The following is a 21,905-nucleotide window of genomic DNA, read 5'->3' as shown; positions in this document are numbered from 1 at the left end:
GATGGAACACGTCGTCATCGTCGGCGCCGGGCTCGGTGGCGTCCGGACTGCGGAGCAGCTGCGCAGCGGCGGGCACCGGGGACCGATCACGCTGATCGGAGCCGAGGAGCACCCGCCCTACGACCGCCCGCCACTGTCCAAGCAGATCCTCTCCGGCGCCTGGGACGCCGAGCGGGTGATCCTGCGCGACAAGCCGGCCCTGGACGAGCTGGACATAACGTACCGGCTCGGCTCGGCCGCGGTGTCGCTGAACGGGACCACGGTGGGTCTCGACGACGGGACCTCGGTCGCCGGTGACGCGGTGGTGATCGCGACCGGCGTCACCGCCCGGGCGATCCCCGGTCAGCCCGGCGCGGTGTGGTCGCTGCGCACGCTGGACGACGCGCTGGCGCTGCGGGACGCGCTCGACAACTCGCGCTCGCTGCTCGTCGTCGGCGGCGGCTTCATCGGGGCCGAGGTCGCGCACGCGGCCCGGGCCCGCGGGCTCGACGTCACGGTGCTCGAGGCGATGCCCGGACCGTGCGAGCGGGCGCTCGGGCGCGAGGGCGGGGCGCTGGCCGGGCGGCTGTTCACCGAGTCCGGTGCGGACCTGCGCTGCGGCAGCCGGATCAGCCGGTTCGTCGACGCGCACACCGTCGAACTGGCCGACGGGTCCACGCTGAGCGCGGACATCGTGCTGGTCGGCATCGGGGCCACCCCGGAGCTCAGCTGGCTGGCCGGGTCGGGCCTGGACGTCGGAGACGGCGTGGCCTGCGACCGCACCGGCCGGGCCGTCGGGGCGGCGGGCGTGTGGGCGCTCGGGGACGTCGCGGCCTGGTGGGACGACGTGCGCGGCGGCCGGTGCCGGACCGAGCACTGGACCACGACCGTCGATCAGGCGGCGATCGTGGCCCGGGACATCCTCGGGCTGGAGCTGCCCGCGCCGAGCGTCCCGTACGTGTGGTCCGACCAGTTCGGACTGAAGATCCAGCTCGTCGGACGTCCCGACCTGGCCGACAACGTGCTCCAGGTGATCGGGGACGGCCTCGACGGGGGCCCGGTGCGGGGAACCGTGATCGGGTACTTCGCCGGCGACCGCCTGGTGGCGGTGGCCGGCTTCGGCGCCCCGCGCCACCTGCCCCGCCTACGCGGCCTGGTGGCCACCGGCGCCCACCGCGGAACCGTCCTGTCCCTGGCCCAAGAGCTGATCGGCGGCGTGGTCCGCTGATCTGACCGAGAAAGACAAACCCCTTCCTTGTCCAGACTCGATGAAGCGTCCAGACCCACCCATCCCTCTCCCCGGAAGCCGGTCGTCGGTCTCCGGACCGGCCATCTCGTCGCACTGCTGGTCATTGCCCACGCGCCCCTGATGCTGCTGTGGTCGGTCATGCCGGCCGCCTGGGCCTACGGCAAGGTCGTCGCGACACCCCTCGTCTTCCTGCTTGCCGGCCTGATCCTGCTCGGGTACGTGGTCGGCTATCGCGGGCTCGGCCGCCGGATCCGTCATTCCGGCGGCCTCTACGTCCAGGTCACCTACGGCCTCGGCCGGGTGATCGGCCTGGGTACGGCCGCGCTCGTGCTCGTGGCCTACCTCGGCATCGCGGCCGGGTTCTACGGCCTGCTGGCCCGGATCCTCGAGGCGCTGGTCGCCGGCGTGTTCGACGTCGACCTGTCGCCGACCGCGGCCCTGCTGATCGGGCTCGCGGTCATCGCCGGTGCGACCCGGCTCGCGCTGCGCACGATCGTCTGGATCGCGATCGTCGTCGCGGTCGAGCAGACGATCGGCGTCGTCTGGTTCGACCTGGTCGCGATATCCAACCCGGCCGACGGCCACCCGGTGTCGTTCGCCGGGCTCGACCCGGCCTGGCTGCTCTCCGGCTCGTTCGGGGTCGCGCTCGTGTTCGCGGTGACCGCGTTCATCGGGTCCGAGGTCGGCACGTCCTACAGCACGGAGCTGGCCGATCCGGCGCGCTCGGTGCCGAGGGCGACCGCGTTCTCGTACGGGCTGACCACCGTGGTGCTCGTGCTCAGCGCCTGGGCCGTGAGCATCGCGGTCGGGCCGGAGACCGCGGCCTCGGCGACCGCGGACGGGCAGCTCCTGGTGCCGGGGCTGGTCGTGAAGTTCGCCGGGATCGGGTCGCAGTCACTGGTCATGGACCTGGTGCTGACGAACCTGACGCTCGGCCTGTTCGTCACCGGGGTCGTGATCGGCAACGCCGGGGCGCGTCAGCTGGCCGGGCTGGCCCGCGACGGCGTGCTGCCGAAGGCGTTCGCGATCCCGCGACCCGGTGATCAGCCGGCCGGGCCCGCACGGCTGGCGCTGCCGGTCGTCGGCGGGCTGATCGCGCTGTCGGCGTCGTTCTCCACCACCGGCGTGATCCCCCAGTGGCTGATCGTCGGGGCCGGTCTGTCGATCATCGGGTCGCTGACGCTGGCGTCCGCGGCGACCGCGCTCTGGTTCATGCGGGGCGAGGCCGACGAGGGCGGGTTCTTCGGCTGGGAGGGGCAGGTGGTCGCGGGCGTGAGCGCGGTCTTCACCACCGGCGGCCTGTTTCTGTACGGCGTGCTCCGGCTGGACTCGGTCGTGCCGAACGCGCCGGGGTATGCGTCGTGGCTGGTGCCCGGGCTCATCGTCGTCGTGCTGCTGGCCGGGGCCGGGTACGCGCTGGTGCTGCGCGAGACGAAGCCGGAGGTCTACGCGGCGATCGGCCAGGGCCGGGAGCCCAGGACGTCTCGGGAGCCCGGGCCGTCTCGGGAGCGCCGGGGCTGAGACGGGCGAAGGGCCGCCCGGATCGGGCGGCCCTTCGTCGTGGGGGAGCTCAGTCCGAGGCCGGCAGCGGCTGGGCGGTCTTGATCGTGAGCGTCCGCCCGTCCACCGCGATCTCGCCCGGCCCGGCGGCCACGCACAGCATCTCCAGGTCGCTGTCCGCGTCCAGGTACCGCTTCCCGAGCAGCGTGTGACGCTGGGCCGGGTCGGCGGGGGGCAGGCTCCCGTCGGGCTCGTCGTCCGGACTCAGCATCGGCGCACCGGCACAGGTGATGGTCACGTCCCCGGAGGGGACGCGGACGACGATCGCCTCGACGCCGGAGACCGCGCTCCGGAGGCGCTGACCGACGGAGTAGGTAGGCATGGCGGATTCTCCTAGTGGTTCTCGAACGGATCGTCGGGCACCGAGTCCGTCGTGAAGAAGTACGGCGCGCCCCAGGTGTCGGCCGGGTCGGCGGCGAGCGTCGTCGGGGTGGGCCGGCTCGTCCGGATGTTCTTCCTGGCCAGCCAGCGCTCGGCCGAATCGAGGTCGGCGACCCGAAACGTGACCGCATAGATCATGTTGCCGTATTTGGCCACGTGACGCCCGAGATCCGACGTCTCTTCCAGCGGCTGGACCAGCTTCAACAGCGAGTCGCCCAGCTGCACGATCTGGAACCGGGCCTGGGTGACGTCGTCGATACCGCTCTGCAGCGGCACCGCCTGCACTCGGTTGACGTACGAGTCGACCGCCGCGTCCAGGTCCTTGACGCCGAGCATGACGTGGGCCAGCCGGCGGATCGTCAGCGGGTGCGCGGTCTCCCAGGTCTGCTGCCGCTCCGACCAGTCCGGCAGCAGCCGCGGGTCGCCGGGCATGTCCATCACGCACATCTCGGCCATCAGACCGAACATGTCCCGCGGGCTCGGGTAGAAGTACGGCACCTCGGGCGCCATCTCCTCGACCTTGCCGCCGCCCGGCTTCCCGACGTAGATGCCGGTCGCGATCATGTTGTTGCCCAGGCCGGACAGGTCGTCGACCTTGTAGCCGACCGAGTGCCAGTGCCGGCCGAACTTCGTGTAGAACTTGCCGACCGGCTTGGCCGGATCGACCGGCGTGTTCGGCGCCATCGTCTCGACGCACAGGTCGCTGACCATCATCAGGCTGGCCCAGCGGTCCTCCGGCGGGAGGTAGTTCGGCTCGTCGGCGCCCATGTACAGGTGCGCCCCGAACACGTCCCGGTAGAAGTCGTTGAGCTGCTTGACGTCGTCGGTCATGTGGATGCAGTGGATCATGATGCCGATGCCGTAGTCACCGGTCTTCTTCGGAACTCGTTCCATGGTTCGTCCTCGGATCGGTGACTACAGGTGGGAGTAGAACTCCATCGTCGGCGGCCGGCCGGTCAGGTCGATCGTGTCGCTGGGCGTCGTGCCGGGCAGGGCCGCGAAGAGCGCGGCGGTGGCGGCGCCCGCGTCGTCCTCGTCGAGTTCGTAGACCGCGAGGTACCGCGGCGGCGCGGCCTCGTCGCCCGGGGCCGGGTGCAGCCGGTAGCGGTTCACGACCGTGATCGAGGGGATCGCCGCCTTGAGCTCGGGGACGTGGACCTCCTCGTACCAGCGGTGGTACTCCGCTTCCACGTCCGCCGACGCGGGCGTGGTCGAGACCAGGAGCAGCGTCTTTGCCATCTCGTGCCTCTCAGCTGTCGTAGGTGTAGAAACCGCGACCGGTCTTCTGTCCCAGCCAGCCCAGCCGGACGTACTGCTTGAGCAGCGGCGGTGGGAAGTACCTCGGGTCCTTGTACTCCTCGTACATCGACGCGGCCATGTCGTGCACGATGTCCAGCCCGATCAGGTCGGAGAGCCGGAACGGGCCCATCCGGTGGTTGAACCCGAGCTGCAGCACCTCGTCGATCGACTCCATCGGCGCGACGCCCCGCTCGAACGCCCGGATCGCGTCGAGCAGGAACGGCACGACGAGTAGGTTCCCGACGAACCCGGGCACGTCGTTGATCACGACCGGGGTCTTGCCCAGATCCCTGGCGAACGTGACGAACGCGTCGATGTTCTCCGGCCGCGAGATCGGGGTCCTGATGACCTCGACCAGCTTCATCACCGGCACCGGGTTGAAGAAGTGGACGCCGATGATCGCTTCCGGCCGGGTGGTCGCGCCGGCCAGGATCACCAGCGGGATCGTCGAGGTGTTCGAGCCGATCAGCGTCTCCGGCCCGACGATCGCGTCGATCCGGGCCAGCAGGGCCTTTTTCAGCTCGACGTCCTCGTAGACCGCTTCGACGATGAGGTCGGCCTCGGAGATCGACTCCAGGTCGGTGCCGAACCGCAGCTTGTCGAGCGCCGTCTGCTTGTCGTCCGCGGAGATGCGGCCGCGCCCGACCTGCCGGTCGAGACCGGCGGTCACGCGCTGCTGCCCGGCCTCGGCCGCCGCCGCGTCCTTCTCGACGACGACGACCTCGTAGCCGCGCTGGGCCGCAACCTGGGCGACGCCACCGCCCATCGTCCCGCAGCCGATCACGGCCACCCGCTTTATCTGCACGCGTACTCCTCGACGGCCGGCACCTCATTTTGAAGCTTGTCAATCTATCTATACAGGAGCGTCTCGGCCGCGGACAAGACGGCCAGAACTTCCGGACGAGGTCTGGCGACGGGCAACGTCCGTTATCGTTAGGTGATTGCAAAAGTATCTACGCTTTGATTGCGGGTCGCAGCTGATGGACGACACCAACGACTCCGGGCTGATCGGGAAGCTGTACCTGGACGGAGCCTGGAAGGACGCGACCGGCGGCGGCACGTTCGCGGTCACCGACCCGGCGACCGGCGAGGTCATCGGGCACGTCGCCGACGCCGACCCGTGCGACGCGACGTCAGCGGTGACCGCCGCAGGCACCGCGTTCGGCCCCTGGGCGGCCCGCACCGCGTACGAACGCGCCGACTTCCTGGACGCCGCCCACCGCCTGATGCTCGAGCGGGCCGACGACCTCGCGCTGCTGATGACCCGCGAGCAGGGCAAGCCGCTGAAGATGGCGCGCAACGAGGTGCGCTACGGCGCCGACTTCCTGCGCTGGTACGCCGAGGAGGCCAAGCGGGTCTACGGCAGCACGATCCCGTCCGCGCGTGCCGACCAGCGGTTCACCGTGTTGCGCCAGCCGGTCGGCGTCGTCGCCGCGATCACGCCGTGGAACTACCCGATCTCGATGATCACCAGGAAGGTCGCGCCCGCGCTGGCGGCCGGCTGCACGGTCGTCCTCAAGCCGGCCGAGCAGACCCCGCTCTGCGCGGTCGCGATGTTCCAGATCTTCTCCGACGCGGGCCTGCCCGCCGGCGTCGTCAACCTCGTCACGACCTCCGACCCGGCGTCGATCGGGACCGTCCTCCTGGACTCGCCCGTCGTCCGCAAGCTGACGTTCACCGGGTCGACCGAGGTCGGGAAGCACCTCGCGGCGCGAGCCGCGGCCACGATGAAGCGGGTGTCGCTCGAACTCGGCGGCCACGCTCCGTTCCTGGTCTTCGACGACGCCGACCCGGTCCACGCCGCGAAGGGCGCGGCGCTGGTCAAGTTCCTCAACACCGGCCAGGCCTGCATCTGCCCCAACCGCATCTACGTGCAGCGTCCGATCTACGACCGGTTCGTCGAGGCGCTCTGCGAGCGCGTCGGCGCGCTGCGCGCGGGCTCCGGCCTGGACCCCGCCGTCGGGATCGGCCCGCTCATCGACGCCGACGCGCTGGGCAAGATGGAACGGCACGTGGCGGACGCCCTGGCGAAGGGCGCCCGCGTGCTGGTCGGAGGTACCCGGCTGGCCAGGGACGGCGGATACTTCTACGCGCCGACCGTGCTCGCCGACGTCACGCCCGAGATGGCGATCTACCGCGAGGAGACGTTCGGCCCGATCGCCGCCGTGCTGCCGTTCGACGACGAGCGTGAGGTGCTGGAGGCGGCCAACGACACCACGTACGGGCTGGCGTCCTACGTCTACACGAACGACATCGGCCGGGCCACGCGGGTGTCGGAGGGGCTGCGCTTCGGGATCGTCGGCATCAACGACATCAACCCGACGGCGGCCGCGGCCCCGTTCGGCGGGGTCCGCGAGAGCGGGCTCGGCCGCGAGGGCGGACCACAGGGGATCGGCGAATACCTGGAGGAGAAGCTCGTCGGTCTGGCGGTTCAAGCGTTATAAGGTCCCGGGAATGGGAGCAGAGATGGACGCGGTGGTGATCAGCGAGCCGACGCCGGGCGTGCGGCTGCTGACGCTCAACCGGCCCGACGTGCGCAACGCGATGACCGGCGAGATGACCGCGGCCTGGACCGACGCGATCGAGGACGTCGCGGAAGACCGGGACGTCCGGGTCGCGGTCGTCACCGGCGCGGGAAGCTCGTTCTGCTCCGGCGCCGACCTCTCCTGGCTCGACCAGGCGGCCGGGCACGACGTCACCACCGACCGGCTCCGCGACCGGATGCTGCCGTTCTACCGCACCTGGCTGCGCCCGCGGTCGCTCCCGTTCCCGGTGATCGCGGCGATCAACGGCCCGGTCGTCGGGGCCGCGGTCTGCCTCGCGCTCTCCTGCGACCTCCGGTACGCCGGCCCGGGCGCGATGTTCAGCACGCCGTTCATCTACCTCGGCACGCACGCCGGCATGGGTGCGACCTGGCTTCTCCAAGAGGCGGTCGGGGTCTCCCGGGCGCGCGAGATGCTCTACACGGGCCGCGAGGTGTTCACCGAGGAGGCCCTCGAGTGGGGGCTGATCGGCGGCGTCGCCGACGACGTGCTGGCCCACTCGCTGAAGATCGCCGAGCAGATCGCCGGCGCCGCCCCGATCGCGACCCGGCTGACCAAGGCCGGTCTCGAGCAGGCCGCCCACGGCCTGGAGGCCTCGCTGCAGTGGGAGGCGCTGGCCCAGCCGGTGACGATGACGACGGAAGACCTGCACGAGGGCATCGAGGCCCGGCGGCACCGGCGCTCGCCGAACTTCCGCGGCCTGTGAACTATCGAACTCTCACGCCGCTCGACGGGGGTCGAGCGCCACGGAGTATATTGATAGTTCCATGAATGTCGAGCGCTAGCCGAGGGAGTCTAGCCAGACAGAAGAGGAGACTCTGGTGACTCCACCTCCCGCCGGCGCGGTGAGCGCGACCGAGGTTTTCAAGGCCCTGGGCGATCCCATCCGCTGGAGCATCGTTCAGCAGATGGCGGCCGTCGACGAGCTGGCCTGCAGCACGCTCGAAGAGACGCTTCCGATCTCGAAGCCCAGCATCTCGTACCACACGAAGATTCTGAGCCAGGCCGGTCTGATCTCGACGCGCAAGCAGGGGCGGAACTTCTTCTACACGCTGCGGCGCGACGTGCTGCGAGGCCTGATCGACGACGTCTGGGCCCTGGCGCCCGAGCCGCGTCCGGTCGCCGACAGCGGTCGTCTCGAGCACAAGCCGACGCCGATCCGTCGCCGCCGCAGCAGCACCACCACCGCTCCGGCGCGCCTGCGCCAGGCGGCCGGTGACGAGGGCCGCGAGTCCGAGGTCACGCTGCTCACCTGGTGATTCCACGCTGCGGAGGGCCCCCGGAACCGGGGGCCCTTTTCGCTAGCCGAAGACGACGGTGGCCCGGCCCGGCGCGAGCTTGCCGCCGTTCTGGTCCTCGGTCCAGATCGTCAGGTCGACGGTGCCGTCGTCGTTCACCGCGTCGACGACGCCCCGGGCGGTGACGGTCTGGCCCTTCAGGTTCGGCCCCCGGAACTGGCACGAGATCCGGACGATCCGGCCGCGGCCGTCGAGCCAGTCGCGCACCAGGTTGTGCAGGTACGACCACTGCAGGTTGCCCATTCCGAACGCGGACGGATACCCGGCGGCCTGACCGGCCTCGTCGTCCATGTGGATCGGCACGAACTCGTCGTTGACCGCCGCGTAGCGGTTCCAGTTCTCCAGGCCGGTCTCCCGGACGAACGGCGGCAGCTCCTCGCCCACGGTGACCGGGGCCTTGCTCGTCTGAGTCATCGGGGCTCTCCTCAGTACCGGATCAACGTCATGCGGCTGCGCTTCACGACGGCCCGGTCCTGGTTGGTCCAGGTGTCTTCGGTGACCGTGAACAGCATCAGGCCGAGCTTGCCCTCGCGCTCGGAGTACGAGTCGAGGCGGTTCTCGCTGGTGATCACGTCGCCGGGGCGGATCGGGGCCCCGTACTCGGTCTCCAGCCCGCCGTTGAGCTGGAACTGCAGGCCCGGTCCGGGGACGCCGGCCATGACCTCGGTGCGGTCGGCCGAGTTGGCGTCGCCCTCGGTGCGGCCGGGCGTCTCGGCCGCGGCCGACGCCCAGGCGAACGGGTTGAAGTCCTCGGGGGCGGCCGCTGCGTCGAGGAACGCCTGCGGCGGCTTCTGCGGCCAGTAGACGGCGAGGGCCCAGCGCCGGATGTCGGACTCGGACACCGGGTAGCTGATCCGGCGCGACAGCAGGTTGCCGAGCGCGCCGCGCATGGCGTCGGACACGTTCGTGCGCATCGAGCCTCCCGTTTCCTTAGATACTTGCCTAACTTTCTAGTGGTTGGATCGGGTGCCGGTCAACCCAGAGCGTCGACGAAGGCCTTCAGCTGGCGCACCGTGCGGCACTCGACCACCTCGTCGCAGTGTGGGGCGTAGCCGCCGATCACCGAATCGCCGCTGTTCCAGGCCCCGGCCGGCTCCGGGTTGAGCCAGTACAGCTGGTCGGCGGACGCCCGGAGGCGACCGACCACCTCGGCCCGCGGGGCGTGGTAGTTCGAGCGGGCGTCGCCGAGCACGAGGACCGTCGTGCGGCCGGTGATCTCGGCGCCCCAGCGGTCCTCGAACGTCTCCAGCGCGTGGCCGTAGTCGGAGTGCCCGTCGAGCCAGACGCCGAGACCCTCGCGGTTGATCCGCGCGGTGGCGGCGGCCAGGTCGGGTTCGGACGCGAGCAGGTCGGTGACCTCGTCGACGCCGTCCACGAAGACGAACGTGCGGACGCTCGCGAACGCGCCCCGCAGGGCCGAGACCAGGTACAGCGTGAACGCGGCGAACGTCGAGACCGAGCCGGAGACGTCGGCCAGCACGACCAGGCGGGGTTTCGGCGGACGCGGCGGGCGGTAGGCGACCGTCGCCGGGACGCCGCCGGTCGAGAGCGCGGTCCGCATCGTGCGCCGGACGTCCGGGCGGCTGCTGCGGTGGTGCCGGCGTTTGCGGGCCAGGCGGGCGGCGAGGACGCGGGCGAGCGGGTCGACGCTCTCCCGGAGCAGGTCGATCTGGGCGGCCGAGGCGGTGAGGAACGCGACGTCCTCGGGGAGCGGGGTGCGGAGCGTCTTGGCGACGGCCTCGGCGCCGCGATCCTCGACCAGGCGCCGCCGGATCTCGGACTCGACCTCGACCCGGAACCCTTGCACGGCCGCTTCGGCGTGCTCCCGGCTCAACCGCCCGCCGAGCGCGGCGCGGCCGGCGCCGTGGTCGGCGATCTCGTCGGCGGCGGCGAGTTCGGTGACCAGGCGGTCGGCGTCGATCGCGCGCATCGTGCGGTACAGGTAGTACGTGCCGGCGACCGGGCGGCCCGGCTGGACGTCCGCGTGCCGGTCGACGAGCACGGCCGCGAGCGCCCGCTGCAGCGCGGTGTCCTGCGTGCGGAGCGCGTCCACGACGAGCGTGCGCAGCGCGTCGTCGTCCAGCCCGGCCAGCGCCCCGCCGCGCCCGCCCCGGCCGCGCCCGCCCCCGCCGTCTCCGTCGCCCTCGCTGTCGACGGCCTCGACGAACGCGCCGGGCTCGGCGAGAGCGGCGGGCGGGACCGGGCGGAAGAACAGGTCGAAGACCGTGTCGAACGCGTGCTCGTGCGCCGCCGTCTTCACCAGCGCCGTACGCAACGCGACCCGCACGTCCCCCCGCCGCCCGAGATCGACGTACTCCAGCGCCCGCACCGCGTCGATCTGCTCGCTGACCGCGATCGGCAGCCCGACCGCGCGCAACTCGGCCACCAGCGACTCCACCGTGCCGAGCACTCAGCCCCGCCGATCGAGGAAGCTCAGCACCGCGTCCAGGCACCGCACGTCCGACGCCAGCCCGAAGTGGTCGGCCCCGGGAACCACGGTCAGCTCACCGCGCGGAAAGGCCGCGGCCAACTCGTCGGCCGGGGCGTTGAAGTCGCGGTCACCGACCACGACCAGCACCGGAGCGTCGACCTTGGCCAACCGCTCCGGGTCGACCGGAGGCTTGGGGATCTGCAGATACCGGCGGACGCCGTCGATGTCGTTCCCGGCCGAGCGGGCCATCCGGCGGAACAGCCGCCCGGTGGTGTTCGTGTCGTCCTCGTCGGCGATCGCCGCGGCCAGCTGCAACGGCCCGGCCGGATTCGGGTGCAGGACCCCGTTCCCGACGCCGAGCAGCACCAGCGTCGAGAACCGCGCCGGGTCCCGCGACGCCGCCCCGGCCAGCAACTGCGCACCGGCCGAGAACCCCACCGCGTCCACCGGCCCGGAGAGCCGGGCGAGCAGGTCGTCGACGATCGCCCCGCCGTCGGGCAACGCCGGCGGGATCCCGTCGCCGTGGCCCGGCAGGTCGTAGCCGACGACGGCGCGGCCGGAGGCCTCGAGCAGGTCGATCCAGCCCGGCCGGCGGAAGTTGTGATCGACGGTGGACCCGGCCCCGTGCACCAGCAGAACAGTCACGCGGACACCCCTGAGAACGCTTCGGTGGCCTTGACGATGTCGCTCTGGTTCTTCAGTAGCACGTGCAAGTAGTTCCGCACGGTCGTATCGGTGACGTCGTCCTCCAGGAGGAGGACCAGCGCGCGGGCCCAGTCGAGGGTCTCGGACACCGACGGCCGCTTCTTCAGGTCCATCGCCCGCAGCGACCGGACGACGTCGGCGACCTGCCCGGCCAGCCGCTCGGAGATGCCGGGCACCCGGGCCAGCACGATCTCCCGCTCGCGCTCCGGGGCCGGGTAGTCGAGGTGGAGGAACAGGCAGCGGCGCTTGAGCGCCTCGGACAGCTCGCGGCTCGCGTTCGAGGTCAGGAACACCAGCGGCGCGGTCGACGCGGTGATCGTGCCGAGTTCGGGAACCGAGACCTGGTAGTCCGACAGCACCTCCAGCAGCAGCGCCTCGGTCTCGACCTCGAGCCGGTCCACCTCGTCGACCAGCAGCACGACCTGCTCCGGCGCCCTGATCGCGGCCAGCAGTGGGCGGGCCAGCAGGAACTCCTCGGCGAACAGGTCGCTCTGCAGGTCGTCCCAGCTGCCGCCGGCGGCCTGGATGCGCAGCAGCTGCTTGCGGAAGTCCCACTCGTAGAGCGCCTTGGCCTCGTCCAGGCCCTCGTAGCACTGCAGCCGGATCAGCCGGGCGCCGAGCGTGCGCGCCACCGACTTCGCGAGCTCGGTCTTGCCGGTGCCGGCCGGACCCTCGACCAGCACCGGCTTCGCCATCCGGGCGGCCAGGTGGACGGTGCCGGCGATGCGGTCGTCGGGGAGGTAGTCGACCGCCCGTAAGCGGGTGGCGACGTCCTGCGCGGAGGTGAAGGGTGACGACGGTTCCACGGTGCTCCTCGACGCTTGACGCGGGCCGGACTGCTGCATAATTTCAGAACTGTCAAAGCATAGAGGGAGCCGACGGGCCTTCCCCGGAGGAGTTTCATGGATTTTGACCTCACCCCGGACCAGAAACTCTTCCGGGAGACGACCAGGAAGTTCCTCGAATCCGAGGTGTCCCTCGAGAAGGTGCGCGAGCTCTCGACCGGCCCGGAGAGCTTCGACCGGGCCTGGTGGGCCCGCGGCGCCGAGCTCGGCTGGACCGCGCTGCTGGTCCCGGAGGACCAGGGCGGCGGCAGCGTCTCCGACGCCGGCCTCCTCGACCTGCTGATCGTCGCCGAGGAGATGGGCCGGCTCGTCTCGCCCGGCCCCCTGCTCCCGGTGAACGTCGTGCTGTCGGCCTTGGTGGACGCCGGTGGGCACGACGATTCCGTCGGGAGCCTGCTGGCCGGTGAGGCCGTCGCGACCTGGGCGGTGTACGAGCCCGGGGGCGGGTGGGCGCCGTCGGCACCCGGCGTGACCGCGACCCCGGACGGCGACGGCTGGGTGCTCTCGGGCGTCAAGGACCGGGTGGAATCGGCCGACCAGGCCGACCTGTTCCTGGTGACCGCGGCGGCGCCCGAGGGGCTCACGCAGTTCCTGGTGCCCCGGGACGCGGTGACCGTGGAGCCGACGACGTCACTGGATCTCGTCCGCCGGTTCGGTGCGGTGCGGCTCGACGACGTGACTGTCCCGGCGTCCGCAGTGGTGGGGACGGTAGGGCAGGCGGGGGAGTCGGTCGCGCGGCAGCAGCAGGTCGCCGGGGTGCTGCAGGCCGCCGAAACGGCGGGCGCCGTCGACCGGGTGCTGGAGTTCACGATCGCGTGGGCGTTCGACCGGTACTCGTTCGGCCGGCCGCTGGCGTCCTACCAGGCGCTCAAGCACCGCTTCGCGGACATGAAGACGTGGACGGAGGCGATCCACGGCATCGTCTCGGACGCCGGTTCCGCGGTGCAGAACCGTGCCGACGACGCGGCCGAGCTGGTCGCGGCGGCCGGGGCGTACGTCGGGGAGAAGTCGACGGCGATCATCCAGGACTGCGTCCAGCTGCACGGCGGGATCGGCGTCACCTGGGAGCACGACCTCCATCTCTACCTGCGCCGGGCGACCGTGAACCGGGCCCTGTACGGGACGCCGTCGGACCATCGGCGGGCTCTGGCCGACATCGTGATCTCGCGGGAGGCAGCGTGACCAGCTCGGTGGAGGAGTTCCGGATCCGGGCCAAGGAGTGGCTCGCGGCGAACATGCCCCGGCTCGAGGATCGGGATCCGTCGCTGGACGACCCGGAGAACGACGTCGCGTCGTGGAGCCGGACGAAGGAACTGCAGAAGATCCTGTGGAACGGCGGGTTCGCGGGGATCGCGTTCCCGTCCGCGTACGGGGGCCTGGGCCTGACGCCGGAGCACCAGCACGCGTTCAACCGCGAGTCGCAGGGCTACGAGATGCCGCTGCGGATCAACGTCCCGACGCTGGCGATCTGTGCCGCCACCGTGCTCGACATGGGCAGCGAGCAGCAGAAGCGCGACCGGATCGGCGGGGCCCTGCGGGGCGACGAGCTGATGGTGCAGTTCCTGTCCGAGCCCCGGGGCGGCTCCGACCTGGCCGGGGTGACGACCCGCGCCGAGCGGGACGGCGACGTGTGGATCCTGAACGGCGCGAAGATCTGGAGCTCGGGCGCGTACGCGGCCGACTACGGGCTCTGCCTGGTGCGCACCGACTGGTCGGTGCCGAAGCACGCCGGCCTGACGATGTTCCTGGTGCCGGTGCACACCCCGGGCATCACGATCCGGCGGATCCGGCAGGTGAACGGCTCGACGGAGTTCTGCGAGGAGTTCTTCGACGACGTGATGCTGCCCGCCGACTCGGTGGTCGGCGAGGTCAACGGCGGCTGGGCGGTGGCGTCCCGGCAGCTGTACTGGGAGCGCACGTCGATGGGCGGCGGCTCGCCGTACGTCAGCGGGTGGGGGCGGGGCATCCCGGCCGCGGCCGCGCGGTCGCTGGCCGGGCTGGCGCGGTCGGTCGGGCGGCTGGACGACGTCGCCGTGCGCGAGCTGATCGGGGAGTCGCGGGCCAACCATCTGGTGCAGTCGGCGCTGGTCCGGCGGGTCACGATCGGGCTGACGACCGGCGCGCTGCCGGGCCCGTCGGCGTCGATGACCCGGTTGATGCACGCGGAGACGGACTGGCGCGACTCGGACATCCGCGTCGACATCGCCGGGAGCGCGGCGGTGACCGGGGCGACCGGTGAGGTCGGGGAGCTGTCGCTGAACCGGCAGGCCGGGAGTTTGGGCGGCGGCAGCACGGAGATGGCCCGCAACGTGATCAGCGAGCGGGTACTCGGGATGCCCCGCGAGTTCGCCGCCGACCGGGACGTGCCGTTCAAGGACGTCAAGCAGGGCCGGGCGTAAAGGGAGCGAACACGGACCGGGCCCGGTCCGTGTTCGCTCGGCGCCTACTTCGCGATCAGTTGTCGGCGGAGGATCTTGCCGGTGGGCGTGCGGGGGAGTTCGTCGACGAACGTCACCACGTCCGGCGTCTTCGACGAGCGGAGGACGCTGCGCACGTACTCGCGGATCCCGTCCTCGCTCAGATCGGCGCCCGGCCGCCGGATGATGAACGCGCCGATCCGCTGGCCCCACTCCTCGTCCGGAATCCCGACCACGACCGCCTCGGCCACCCCCGGGAGCTGCTGGATCACGTCCTCGATCTCGGCCGGCGCGATGTTCTCGCCGCCCCGGATGATCGTGTCGTCGGACCGCCCCTTGACGAACAGGAAGCCGTCCGCGTCCAGGTAGCCCTCGTCCCGGGTCGGGAACCAGCCCCCGGCGTCCATCCGGCTGCCGCCCTGGCGGTACTCACCCGCGACCTGCGGCCCGCGGACGAAGATCGCGCCGACTTCGCCCGGTGCGGCCGGCTCGTCCCTGGCGTTCCGGATCTGAATTTCGACGCTCGGCAGCGGCCGCCCGACCGACCCGAGCCGCGCCCGGACGGCCGGGTCGTCGCTGGCCGCCGCGGTCCGGTGGTCGTCGGGGCCGAGCACCGCGATCGACGACGACGTCTCGGTGAGCCCGTACGCGTTCACAAACCCGACGTCGGGGAGGAGGGCCAGCGCACGCTGCAGGATCGACGGCGCGAGCGGAGCCCCGCCGTAACTCAGTGAACGGAGCGTCGTGGGGGCGTCGGTGCCTGCCTCGAGCGCGTCGACGATCCGGGAGAGCATCGTCGGCACGACCATCGCGTGCGTGACGCCCTGCTCGGCGACCGTGTCGATCCAGCCCTCGGGGGTGAACTTGTCGAGGTAGACGATCCGTCGTCCGCTGTAGAGATTCGACAGCAGGTTCGCGACCGCAGCGATGTGGTACGGCGGCACGCTGACCACGACCGCGTCGGTCGGGGCCGCGCCGCTGAACTCGACCGTGTCGAGCACGTACGCGGCCAGGTGGCGGTGGCGCAGCACGGCGCTCTTCGGCGCCGCGGTGGTGCCGCTGGTCAGCAACAGCACGGCTTCGGCGTCGGTGTCGGGCTCGCCGGGCAGGGCGACGTCCGGGCCGGGCTCCTTCGTCAGCGCCAGCCACTCGTCGACGGTGTGCGCGCCCTCGGCGATCGACGGGTCCTCGCTGATCACGTAGGGGCGGTTCTGCGCCTCGACGACGTCCACGAGCTGCTCGCGGGCCAGCCGGTAGTTCAGCGGGAGGAACGGCACGTTCGCGATGGCCGCGGCGAACAGAGCGATCGGGAACCCGAGGCCGTTCTCGCCGAGGTAGACGACGGTCTCCGCGTTCGCGGCCACCAGGTGCTGGGCGCCGGACCGGGCGCGTTGCTGCAGGTCGACCGGGGTGAGGCCGGATTCGCTGGGGCCGAGAAGCACGCGGTCGCCGTGCCCGGCGAGCGACATGTCGAGCAGGGTGAGGAGGTTCATCGAGCTCCTGCCAATACGTCCGTCGGATCGACTGGACGCTAAGTACTTTGTTAGACAAATGTCAATGTGTTGCGGCGGGGGTCACGACGGGACTTCGGTCTTCTTCTTGTTCGGGCGCCAGGTGGTGGCGAGGAGTAGCGCGGTGCCGCCCAGGCCGACCAGGACCGCGACGAGAAGACCGGCGAGACCGGTGATCTGGATGTCGAGCGCGTGGTCGAGCGAGATCCGGCCCGGGCCGAGGATTCCCAGCGCGGCGCAGAAGACCGCGATCATCACGACGTACTCGTAGCCGTCGCGGAAGACGAAGAACCCGTTCGGCCGGTGGGCGACGATCGCTGCCACCGCCATCACGCCGATCGTCGCCGCGCAGGCCAGCGGCGTCAGCAGGCCGACGATCAGCCCCGCGCCCGCGGCCAGCTCGGTCACCACGCTGGCCCAGGCCTGCATCACGCCGGGCCGCAGGCCCAGGCCCTCGAACCAGCCCGCGGTGCCGGCGATCTTGCCGCCGCCGTGCCAGTGGTTCCAGCCGTGCATCAGGAGCGTGACGCCGAGGCTCAGCCGGATCAGCAGCAAACCGACATCGACCCACTCCATGGTGCCCCGATCTAATGCGTTGAAATGTTGACGATCATCTAATCATATGAGTGACTGGACTCCGGCGGAAATTACGCCGTCCACAAGCCGATCGGCAAGGAGGTCGCGGTGACCGTTCTGCATCTCGTGGACGGCCCTGAGGCTGCGTGGGCGGGGGCAGGCATACGGACGGGGGCAGGCGTTCGGGCGGGGGCAGGCGTTCGGACGGGGGCGTCCGCGGGGGCGGCCGTGTGGGCGGGGGCGGGGTGGCGGGCGCCGAGCGTCGATCAGCTGGTGCGCGCGCTGAACCTCTGGCGGGTCGGGTCCGGTGACTTCCTGGCGATGGCGGCCGACCCGGAGTGGCCCGAGTTCCCGAGCGCACAGCTCGTCGCGGCGCTGGTGACCGCGGCCGAGCGGAGTGCACCGGGACGAGCGGTGCGGATGCTGTCGTGGACGGCGGGGGTGGCCGCGTCGGCGCGACGGTCGGTGCGGATCGCGGTGGAGGAGCTGGCGGCCGGGCCGTCCGGGGATCTGACCTTGCGGCTCACCGTGGCCCAGCGTGACTCGGCCCGGGGCCCCCGCCGCCTCCACGGCTCAGCCGTAGTGATGCTCGTTCCCCGGAACGCGAAATCCGAGGCGGATGCCCCCAGCGCCGCGGGCGGGGTGCGGGCGTCGCGGGCGGCGGGGTGTGGGTTGGCGCTTCTGGCGGTCGAGGAGATCCGGGCGGCCGGGATCGTGCCGGGCGGGTTACCCGCACTGCTGGCCGACGAGCAGCCGGAAACGCCGCTGGACCCGACCACTCGCCGAGCGCTGCTCGCCTACCTCGGCGCAGCCACCACGATGCCCCCCGGCTGCACCGCGTACCCGGCCGAATCCGTCCAGGCCCGATCCGTCGGCGTCCTGGCGTCCACGATCGCCTTCGTCGGCGAGGGAGGCGGCGCAATCGGGCGCGTCGGACCGCGAGGGCCGGCCGGCCCCACGCATGGCCACGCCGTCACCGAGATCCGGACGCCGAGCGGCCGCCCGATCCTGCAGACGTCCCAGGCGGTGCGCCACTGACCCTCCCCGCGAACCTTCCGGTAGTCTTTACCGGTCGGATGCGAGGAGGTCCCCAGATGCCGTCCCCAGCGGGTAAAGCGGAGAAGCCGGCGCGCCCACGCCGGCCCCGCGGCTCGATCAACCCGTCCGACATCATCGCCGGAGCGTTCGCGTTCTACCGCGACGTACCGGTCGAGCAGTGGAGCATCCCGCAGCTCGCCGCGCACCTCGACGTCGGGGTCACGAGCATCTACTGGTACTTCCGCACGAAGCGCGAGCTGGTCGCGGCCATGACCGAGGCCGCGCTGAGCTCGTTCTACGAGCGGATGCCGCCGCTGCGCGGCGACGACTGGGAAGCGCAGCTGGCGAACTTCTTCCTCGACTTCCACCGCCTGCTGGCCGGCGACGACCTGGCCTGCGACCTGATCGTCCGCCAGATCGACGCGGCCGACGACGACGGCGCCGGCTCGCGGTCGTGGGCGCGGAAGCAGGAGCTGCTGGACGCGCTCGCCGCCGCCGGCGTGCCCGACGCGCTCGCGCAGCACGCGTTCTTCACACTGTCGGTCTACACGCAGGGGTTCCTGCTCGTGCAGCGCAAGGGTCGCCAGGCGCCGCTGGGTGCCACCGCCGACCCGTCGGCCGAGCTCGAGTTCGGTATCACGAACATCATCCGAGGCCTCCGCCCGCTGCTCACCCCCGCCGAAGACCAAGAGGACGTCGGAGCCGCCTAGGGCCTGTTTGGGTTGCTGGTCAGCGCAGCCATTGGTTGATCGCGGCGATCAGGAGGGTGGCCAGGTAGCGGACGGCGAGTTTGTCGTATCGGGTGGCCACGCCGCGGTAGCGCTTCAGGCGGTTGATCCCGCACTCGACAGCATGACGCTGCTTGTAGGTCTCAAGGTCGAAGGCCGGTGGTCGGCCGCCATTGCGGCCGCGGCGTTTGCGGTGGCTGATCCGGTCGGCCGGTTCGGGAAGGGTGGCGCGGATCCCGCGTCGGCGCAGGTAGCTGCGGTTGGCGCGGGATCCGTAGGCCTTGTCGGCCAGTACCCGCGCCGGCCGGGTGCGCGGCCGTCCGGCCCGGCCGCGCACCCGGATGGCGTCCAGGACCGGCTGGAATTGCGGGGCGTCACCGGCCTGTCCGGCGGTGATCAGCAGCGCCAGCGGCCGTTGCCCGGCCTCGGCGGCGAGGTGGATCTTGGTGCTCAGCCCGCCGCGTGACCGTCCCAGACCATGGTCGTTGGGCTCTGCGGTGCACCCTCCCGGCGGTTGTTTCTGTTCGCTGCCCCTTGACGAGCGCCAGCGGTGTGCTGGTGGGCCCGGACCACGGTCGAGTCAACCGACACGTCCCAGGTGATCAGACCCCGCGCCTGGGCCCGAGACTGCAGATCGGACACGATCCGTGTCCAGGTCCCGTCACGCTGCCAGTCCCGGAAGAGCCCATACGCAGTCTCCCAGGGTCCGTAGCGTTCGGGCAGGTCACGCCACGGAGCACCGGTCCTCACCCGCCACCGGATCCCGTCAATGACCTGCCGCCGCGGACGCGGCGGGCGGCCGCCCGGCTTCGCCGGCGGCAACACCGCCGACAAGACGTCCCACTCGGCGTTAGTCAGATCACCACGAGCCACACATCACCCAACGAGCGACCGGCTTCTCAAACACGCTCTAGCGCCCCCGACGCTGTGCGCGAGCGCCGGGCAAGGGCGTGCCGTGCCGTGACATCCGGTCGCGGAGGAAGCGAGCGAACCGCACGGCGGCCCGGGCCGAACGATCCGTCTCCCCGTCGCCGAACGCGGATGGACGGTTCGTACCGCCGCTCGACGAGGTCTCGATCCCCTGGGACTCGGTGGGCGCGTCCGGCGAGGCGGTGGCCGCCGCCGTCGGCGGTCCGGCCGCGTTTCCGCCCCTCGAGAAGGGATCGGCGAGCGGTCGGGGGGCGAGACCCCGACCCGGCTCTCCTTCAGTACCCCTAAATGTTGAACCGCTGGGCTCCGTCGATTCGGATCGTCGTTCCGTTCAGGTAGTCGTTGTCCACGATCGACAGCGCCAACCGCGCGTACTCGTCCGGCTCACCCAGGCGCTTCGGGTTCGGAATGTTGTTCCCGAACCTCGCCTCCGCCTCCTCGCGCGTCATCGACCCGTACGCGGGCGTGAAGAACACGCCGGGCGCGATGCACATGACCCGCACCCCGGCCGGCGCCAGGTCGCGCGCGGCGGTGAGCGTCATGCCGATGACCCCGGCCTTCGCGGCCGAATAGTCGGACTGCCCGACCTGCCCCTCGAACCCGGCGATGCTCGCGGTCGTGATCACGACCCCGCGCTGGCCCGAGTCGAGCGGCTCGTTCCTCGACATCGCCGCCGCCGCCTTGCTCAGCACGTGATACGTGCCGACCAGGAAGATCTCGACCGTCCGCCGGAACGTCGCCACCGGGTACGGCTCACCGGCCCGGTTCACGATCCGCTTCCCGGCGGCCGGCCCGCCGTGCACGATCACGTTCGCCCGCAGCGGACCCATCTCCACCGCCGACGCGATCGCCGCGTCCACCGACTCCTCGCTGGTGACGTCGGTGTGCACGAACAGCGCGTTCTCGCCGAGCTCGGCGGCCAGCGCCTTGCCGTTCTCCTCCTGGAGATCCGCGATCACGACGCGGGCCCCGGCCGCGTGCAGCCGTCGCACGGTAGCCGCGCCGAACCCTCCCGCTCCGCCGACGACCAGGGCAGATGATCCGCTCAGCTCCACGCTGTCTCCCTTGAACCTGTGGTGCAGCACACCTTCTCGACGCGTTCCCCGCAGCCTACTGTTGGCTCACCGGTAAACGCTACAGTTACACCGCCCACAGGGATTCGAAGGGAAGGTGACCATGGCGCAGCCCGTCATCGTCAGCGCGGCCCGCACCGCGATCGGCACCGCGCGCAAGGGAACGCTCGCGCAGACGCCCGCCGAAGACCTCGCGACCGCGATCCTCACCGAGACCGTCCGCCGGTCGGGCATCGATCCGGCCCGGGTCGACGACGTCATCTTCGCCGAGTCCCTCTACGGCGGGGGCGACCTCGCCCGCTACGCCGCCGTCGTCGCCGGGATGACCGACGTGCCCGGCATCGCGGTCAACCGCCACTGCACCGGCAGCCTCTCGTCGATCGGCCTGGCCGCGGCCGGGGTGGCCAGCGGGATGGAGAAGGTCGTCGTCGCCGGCGGGGTGAACTCGTCGTCGCTCTCGCCCCGGCTCAGCCGGCGCGTCCCCGGCACCGTCGACCAGGTCGAGCCCTGGTACCCGGGCACGCACCCGAACACGCCGGACGCGCCGAACACCGACATGTCGATCACCGTCGGCTGGAACAGCGCGCAGGAGTTCGGCATCACCCGCGAGGAGATGGACGCCTGGGCGCTCCGCTCCCACCAGCGCGCGATCGCGGCGATCGACGCCGGCAAGTTCGCCGAGGAGATCGTGCCGATCAAGGTCTCGACGCTCGACGGATCGGTCGTCGAGTTCGCGGTCGACGAGCACCCGCGCCGGGACACCAGCGCCGAGAAGCTGGCCAGCCTGAAGGTGCTGCACCCCGAGATCGAGGGCTTCTCGATCACCGCGGGCAACGCCAGCGGGGTCAACGACGCGGCCGCCGCGGTCACGGTGGCCGGCTCCGACCAGGGTCTCGAGGCGCTCGCCACGATCCGGGCCTGGGTGTCGGTCGGCGTCGAGCCGGCCCGCACCGGCGTCGGCGCGGTCCGGGCGATCGAGAAGGTCCTCGACCGCGCCGGTCTGTCGACCGACGACGTGAAGCTCTGGGAGATCAACGAGGCCTTCGCCTCGGTTCCGGTCGCGGCCTGCAAACACTTCCGGTTGGACGAGGAGCGAGTGAACTTCTTCGGCAGCGGCTGCAGTCTGGGCCACCCGATCGCGGCCTCCGGCGCCCGGATGGTCAACACGCTGATCTACGAGCTGCGGCGCACCGGCGGTGGCATCGGCGTCGCCGCGATGTGCGCGGGCGGCGGACAGGGTGGCGCGCTGGTCCTCGAGGTCTGAAGGTCTAAGGTGGACACGCCGAGGGCGGCCGGCCGATACTCCGGATGGGCCGGCCGCCCTCGTCTCACCGGGCGTCCC

At 71.4% G+C, this 21,905-nt stretch carries 23 protein-coding genes; 10 read left to right on the top strand and 13 right to left on the bottom strand.

Annotated features, from left to right (window positions below; all coding sequences use genetic code 11):
- Position 1: 1 nt before the first annotated feature.
- Entirely contained in the window at positions 2-1,207 is a 1,206-nt protein-coding gene (locus FL583_RS01560) for an NAD(P)/FAD-dependent oxidoreductase (protein WP_142702597.1), read from the top strand.
- Between the two features lie 27 nt (positions 1,208-1,234).
- Positions 1,235-2,749, top strand: a complete 1,515-nt coding sequence (locus FL583_RS01555; RefSeq protein ID WP_142702596.1) for an APC family permease — start codon at positions 1,235-1,237, stop codon at positions 2,747-2,749.
- A 49-nt stretch (positions 2,750-2,798) separates the two neighbouring features.
- On the opposite strand, the gene FL583_RS01550 is transcribed toward FL583_RS01555, so the two are convergent.
- Genes FL583_RS01550 through FL583_RS01535 form a run of 4 tightly spaced genes read right to left on the bottom strand, consistent with a single transcriptional unit; the run spans position 2,799 to position 5,273 of the window.
- Complete coding sequence (locus tag FL583_RS01550) at positions 2,799-3,110, bottom strand: hypothetical protein (RefSeq protein ID WP_142702595.1); 312 nt, start codon at positions 3,108-3,110, stop codon at positions 2,799-2,801.
- 11 nt (positions 3,111-3,121) lie between these two features.
- Positions 3,122-4,063: a VOC family protein gene (locus tag FL583_RS01545; protein WP_142702594.1), complete on the bottom strand. Its 942-nt coding sequence runs from the start codon at positions 4,061-4,063 to the stop codon at positions 3,122-3,124.
- Between the two features lie 21 nt (positions 4,064-4,084).
- Positions 4,085-4,408 carry a DUF4286 family protein gene (locus tag FL583_RS01540; protein ID WP_142702593.1) on the bottom strand — a complete coding sequence of 108 codons (324 nt, stop codon included), beginning with the start codon at positions 4,406-4,408 and terminating at the stop codon, positions 4,085-4,087.
- 10 nt (positions 4,409-4,418) lie between these two features.
- Positions 4,419-5,273: a 3-hydroxyacyl-CoA dehydrogenase family protein gene (locus FL583_RS01535; protein ID WP_205751763.1), complete on the bottom strand. Its 855-nt coding sequence runs from the start codon at positions 5,271-5,273 to the stop codon at positions 4,419-4,421.
- A gap of 175 nt (positions 5,274-5,448) precedes the next feature.
- On the opposite strand from FL583_RS01535, the gene FL583_RS01530 reads away from it, so the two are divergent.
- The 3 genes from FL583_RS01530 (at position 5,449) to FL583_RS01520 (ending at position 8,270) form a co-directional block, all read left to right on the top strand.
- On the top strand, positions 5,449-6,912 hold the full coding sequence (locus FL583_RS01530; RefSeq protein WP_142702592.1) for an NAD-dependent succinate-semialdehyde dehydrogenase: 1,464 nt from the start codon (positions 5,449-5,451) through the stop codon (positions 6,910-6,912).
- A gap of 10 nt (positions 6,913-6,922) precedes the next feature.
- Positions 6,923-7,717: an enoyl-CoA hydratase/isomerase family protein gene (locus FL583_RS01525; protein WP_142702591.1), complete on the top strand. Its 795-nt coding sequence runs from the start codon at positions 6,923-6,925 to the stop codon at positions 7,715-7,717.
- A 115-nt stretch (positions 7,718-7,832) separates the two neighbouring features.
- Positions 7,833-8,270, top strand: a complete 438-nt coding sequence (locus tag FL583_RS01520; RefSeq protein WP_170323433.1) for an ArsR/SmtB family transcription factor — start codon at positions 7,833-7,835, stop codon at positions 8,268-8,270.
- Positions 8,271-8,312: 42 nt separating this feature from the next.
- Here FL583_RS01520 and FL583_RS01515 read toward each other — a convergent pair whose 3' ends face one another.
- From FL583_RS01515 to FL583_RS01495, 5 genes are read right to left on the bottom strand one after another with little or no spacing between them, the layout of a single operon-like run.
- Positions 8,313-8,723: a MaoC/PaaZ C-terminal domain-containing protein gene (locus FL583_RS01515; protein ID WP_142702589.1), complete on the bottom strand. Its 411-nt coding sequence runs from the start codon at positions 8,721-8,723 to the stop codon at positions 8,313-8,315.
- Positions 8,724-8,734: 11 nt separating this feature from the next.
- Positions 8,735-9,223, bottom strand: coding sequence for an FAS1-like dehydratase domain-containing protein (locus FL583_RS01510; protein ID WP_205751762.1), 489 nt, complete (start codon positions 9,221-9,223; stop codon positions 8,735-8,737).
- A gap of 59 nt (positions 9,224-9,282) precedes the next feature.
- Positions 9,283-10,719, bottom strand: coding sequence for a VWA domain-containing protein (locus tag FL583_RS01505; RefSeq protein WP_142702588.1), 1,437 nt, complete (start codon positions 10,717-10,719; stop codon positions 9,283-9,285).
- The gene (locus tag FL583_RS01500; RefSeq protein WP_170323432.1) at positions 10,720-11,385 is read right to left on the bottom strand and encodes an alpha/beta fold hydrolase; all 666 of its coding nucleotides are present in this window, start codon (positions 11,383-11,385) and stop codon (positions 10,720-10,722) included. It lies immediately after the preceding gene.
- Entirely contained in the window at positions 11,382-12,251 is an 870-nt protein-coding gene (locus FL583_RS01495; protein WP_240746543.1) for an AAA family ATPase, read from the bottom strand. The genes FL583_RS01500 and FL583_RS01495 overlap by 4 nt, the downstream gene beginning before the upstream one ends.
- Positions 12,252-12,347: 96 nt before the next feature.
- On the opposite strand from FL583_RS01495, the gene FL583_RS01490 reads away from it, so the two are divergent.
- Together FL583_RS01490 and FL583_RS01485 are read left to right on the top strand one after the other, a co-directional pair.
- Positions 12,348-13,472 (top strand): acyl-CoA dehydrogenase family protein, encoded by a 1,125-nt coding sequence (locus FL583_RS01490; protein ID WP_142702586.1) that lies wholly within the window; start codon positions 12,348-12,350, stop codon positions 13,470-13,472.
- Between the two features lie 53 nt (positions 13,473-13,525).
- Complete coding sequence (locus FL583_RS01485; RefSeq protein ID WP_420843110.1) at positions 13,526-14,689, top strand: acyl-CoA dehydrogenase family protein; 1,164 nt, start codon at positions 13,526-13,528, stop codon at positions 14,687-14,689.
- A 44-nt stretch (positions 14,690-14,733) separates the two neighbouring features.
- On the opposite strand, the gene FL583_RS01480 is transcribed toward FL583_RS01485, so the two are convergent.
- On the bottom strand, positions 14,734-16,200 hold the full coding sequence (locus tag FL583_RS01480; RefSeq protein WP_142702584.1) for a class I adenylate-forming enzyme family protein: 1,467 nt from the start codon (positions 16,198-16,200) through the stop codon (positions 14,734-14,736).
- Between the two features lie 81 nt (positions 16,201-16,281).
- The gene (locus tag FL583_RS01475; protein ID WP_142702583.1) at positions 16,282-16,794 is read right to left on the bottom strand and encodes a DoxX family protein; all 513 of its coding nucleotides are present in this window, start codon (positions 16,792-16,794) and stop codon (positions 16,282-16,284) included.
- 273 nt (positions 16,795-17,067) lie between these two features.
- Here FL583_RS01475 and FL583_RS01465 point away from each other — a divergent pair, with 273 nt between their 5' ends.
- Positions 17,068-17,832, top strand: coding sequence for a hypothetical protein (locus FL583_RS01465; protein WP_142702582.1), 765 nt, complete (start codon positions 17,068-17,070; stop codon positions 17,830-17,832).
- A 56-nt stretch (positions 17,833-17,888) separates the two neighbouring features.
- Positions 17,889-18,542: a TetR/AcrR family transcriptional regulator gene (locus tag FL583_RS01460; protein ID WP_142702581.1), complete on the top strand. Its 654-nt coding sequence runs from the start codon at positions 17,889-17,891 to the stop codon at positions 18,540-18,542.
- Positions 18,543-18,561: 19 nt separating this feature from the next.
- Here the strand turns inward: FL583_RS01460 and FL583_RS01455 are convergent.
- Positions 18,562-19,433 (bottom strand): IS5 family transposase gene (locus FL583_RS01455; RefSeq protein WP_276611520.1). Its coding sequence is split into 2 segments (ribosomal slippage): positions 18,562-19,097 and positions 19,097-19,433, totalling 873 coding nucleotides; the frame shifts between segments, so codons are not numbered across the junction.
- 341 nt (positions 19,434-19,774) lie between these two features.
- Positions 19,775-20,545 (bottom strand): SDR family NAD(P)-dependent oxidoreductase, encoded by a 771-nt coding sequence (locus FL583_RS01450; protein WP_142702580.1) that lies wholly within the window; start codon positions 20,543-20,545, stop codon positions 19,775-19,777.
- 121 nt (positions 20,546-20,666) lie between these two features.
- On the opposite strand from FL583_RS01450, the gene FL583_RS01445 reads away from it, so the two are divergent.
- Positions 20,667-21,827, top strand: a complete 1,161-nt coding sequence (locus FL583_RS01445; RefSeq protein WP_142702579.1) for a thiolase family protein — start codon at positions 20,667-20,669, stop codon at positions 21,825-21,827.
- Positions 21,828-21,905 lie beyond the last annotated feature (78 nt).

Source organism: Cryptosporangium phraense, assembly GCF_006912135.1.
Lineage (GTDB): Bacteria > Actinomycetota > Actinomycetes > Mycobacteriales > Cryptosporangiaceae > Cryptosporangium > Cryptosporangium phraense.
This window is presented reverse-complemented; position numbering and strand designations above follow the sequence as displayed.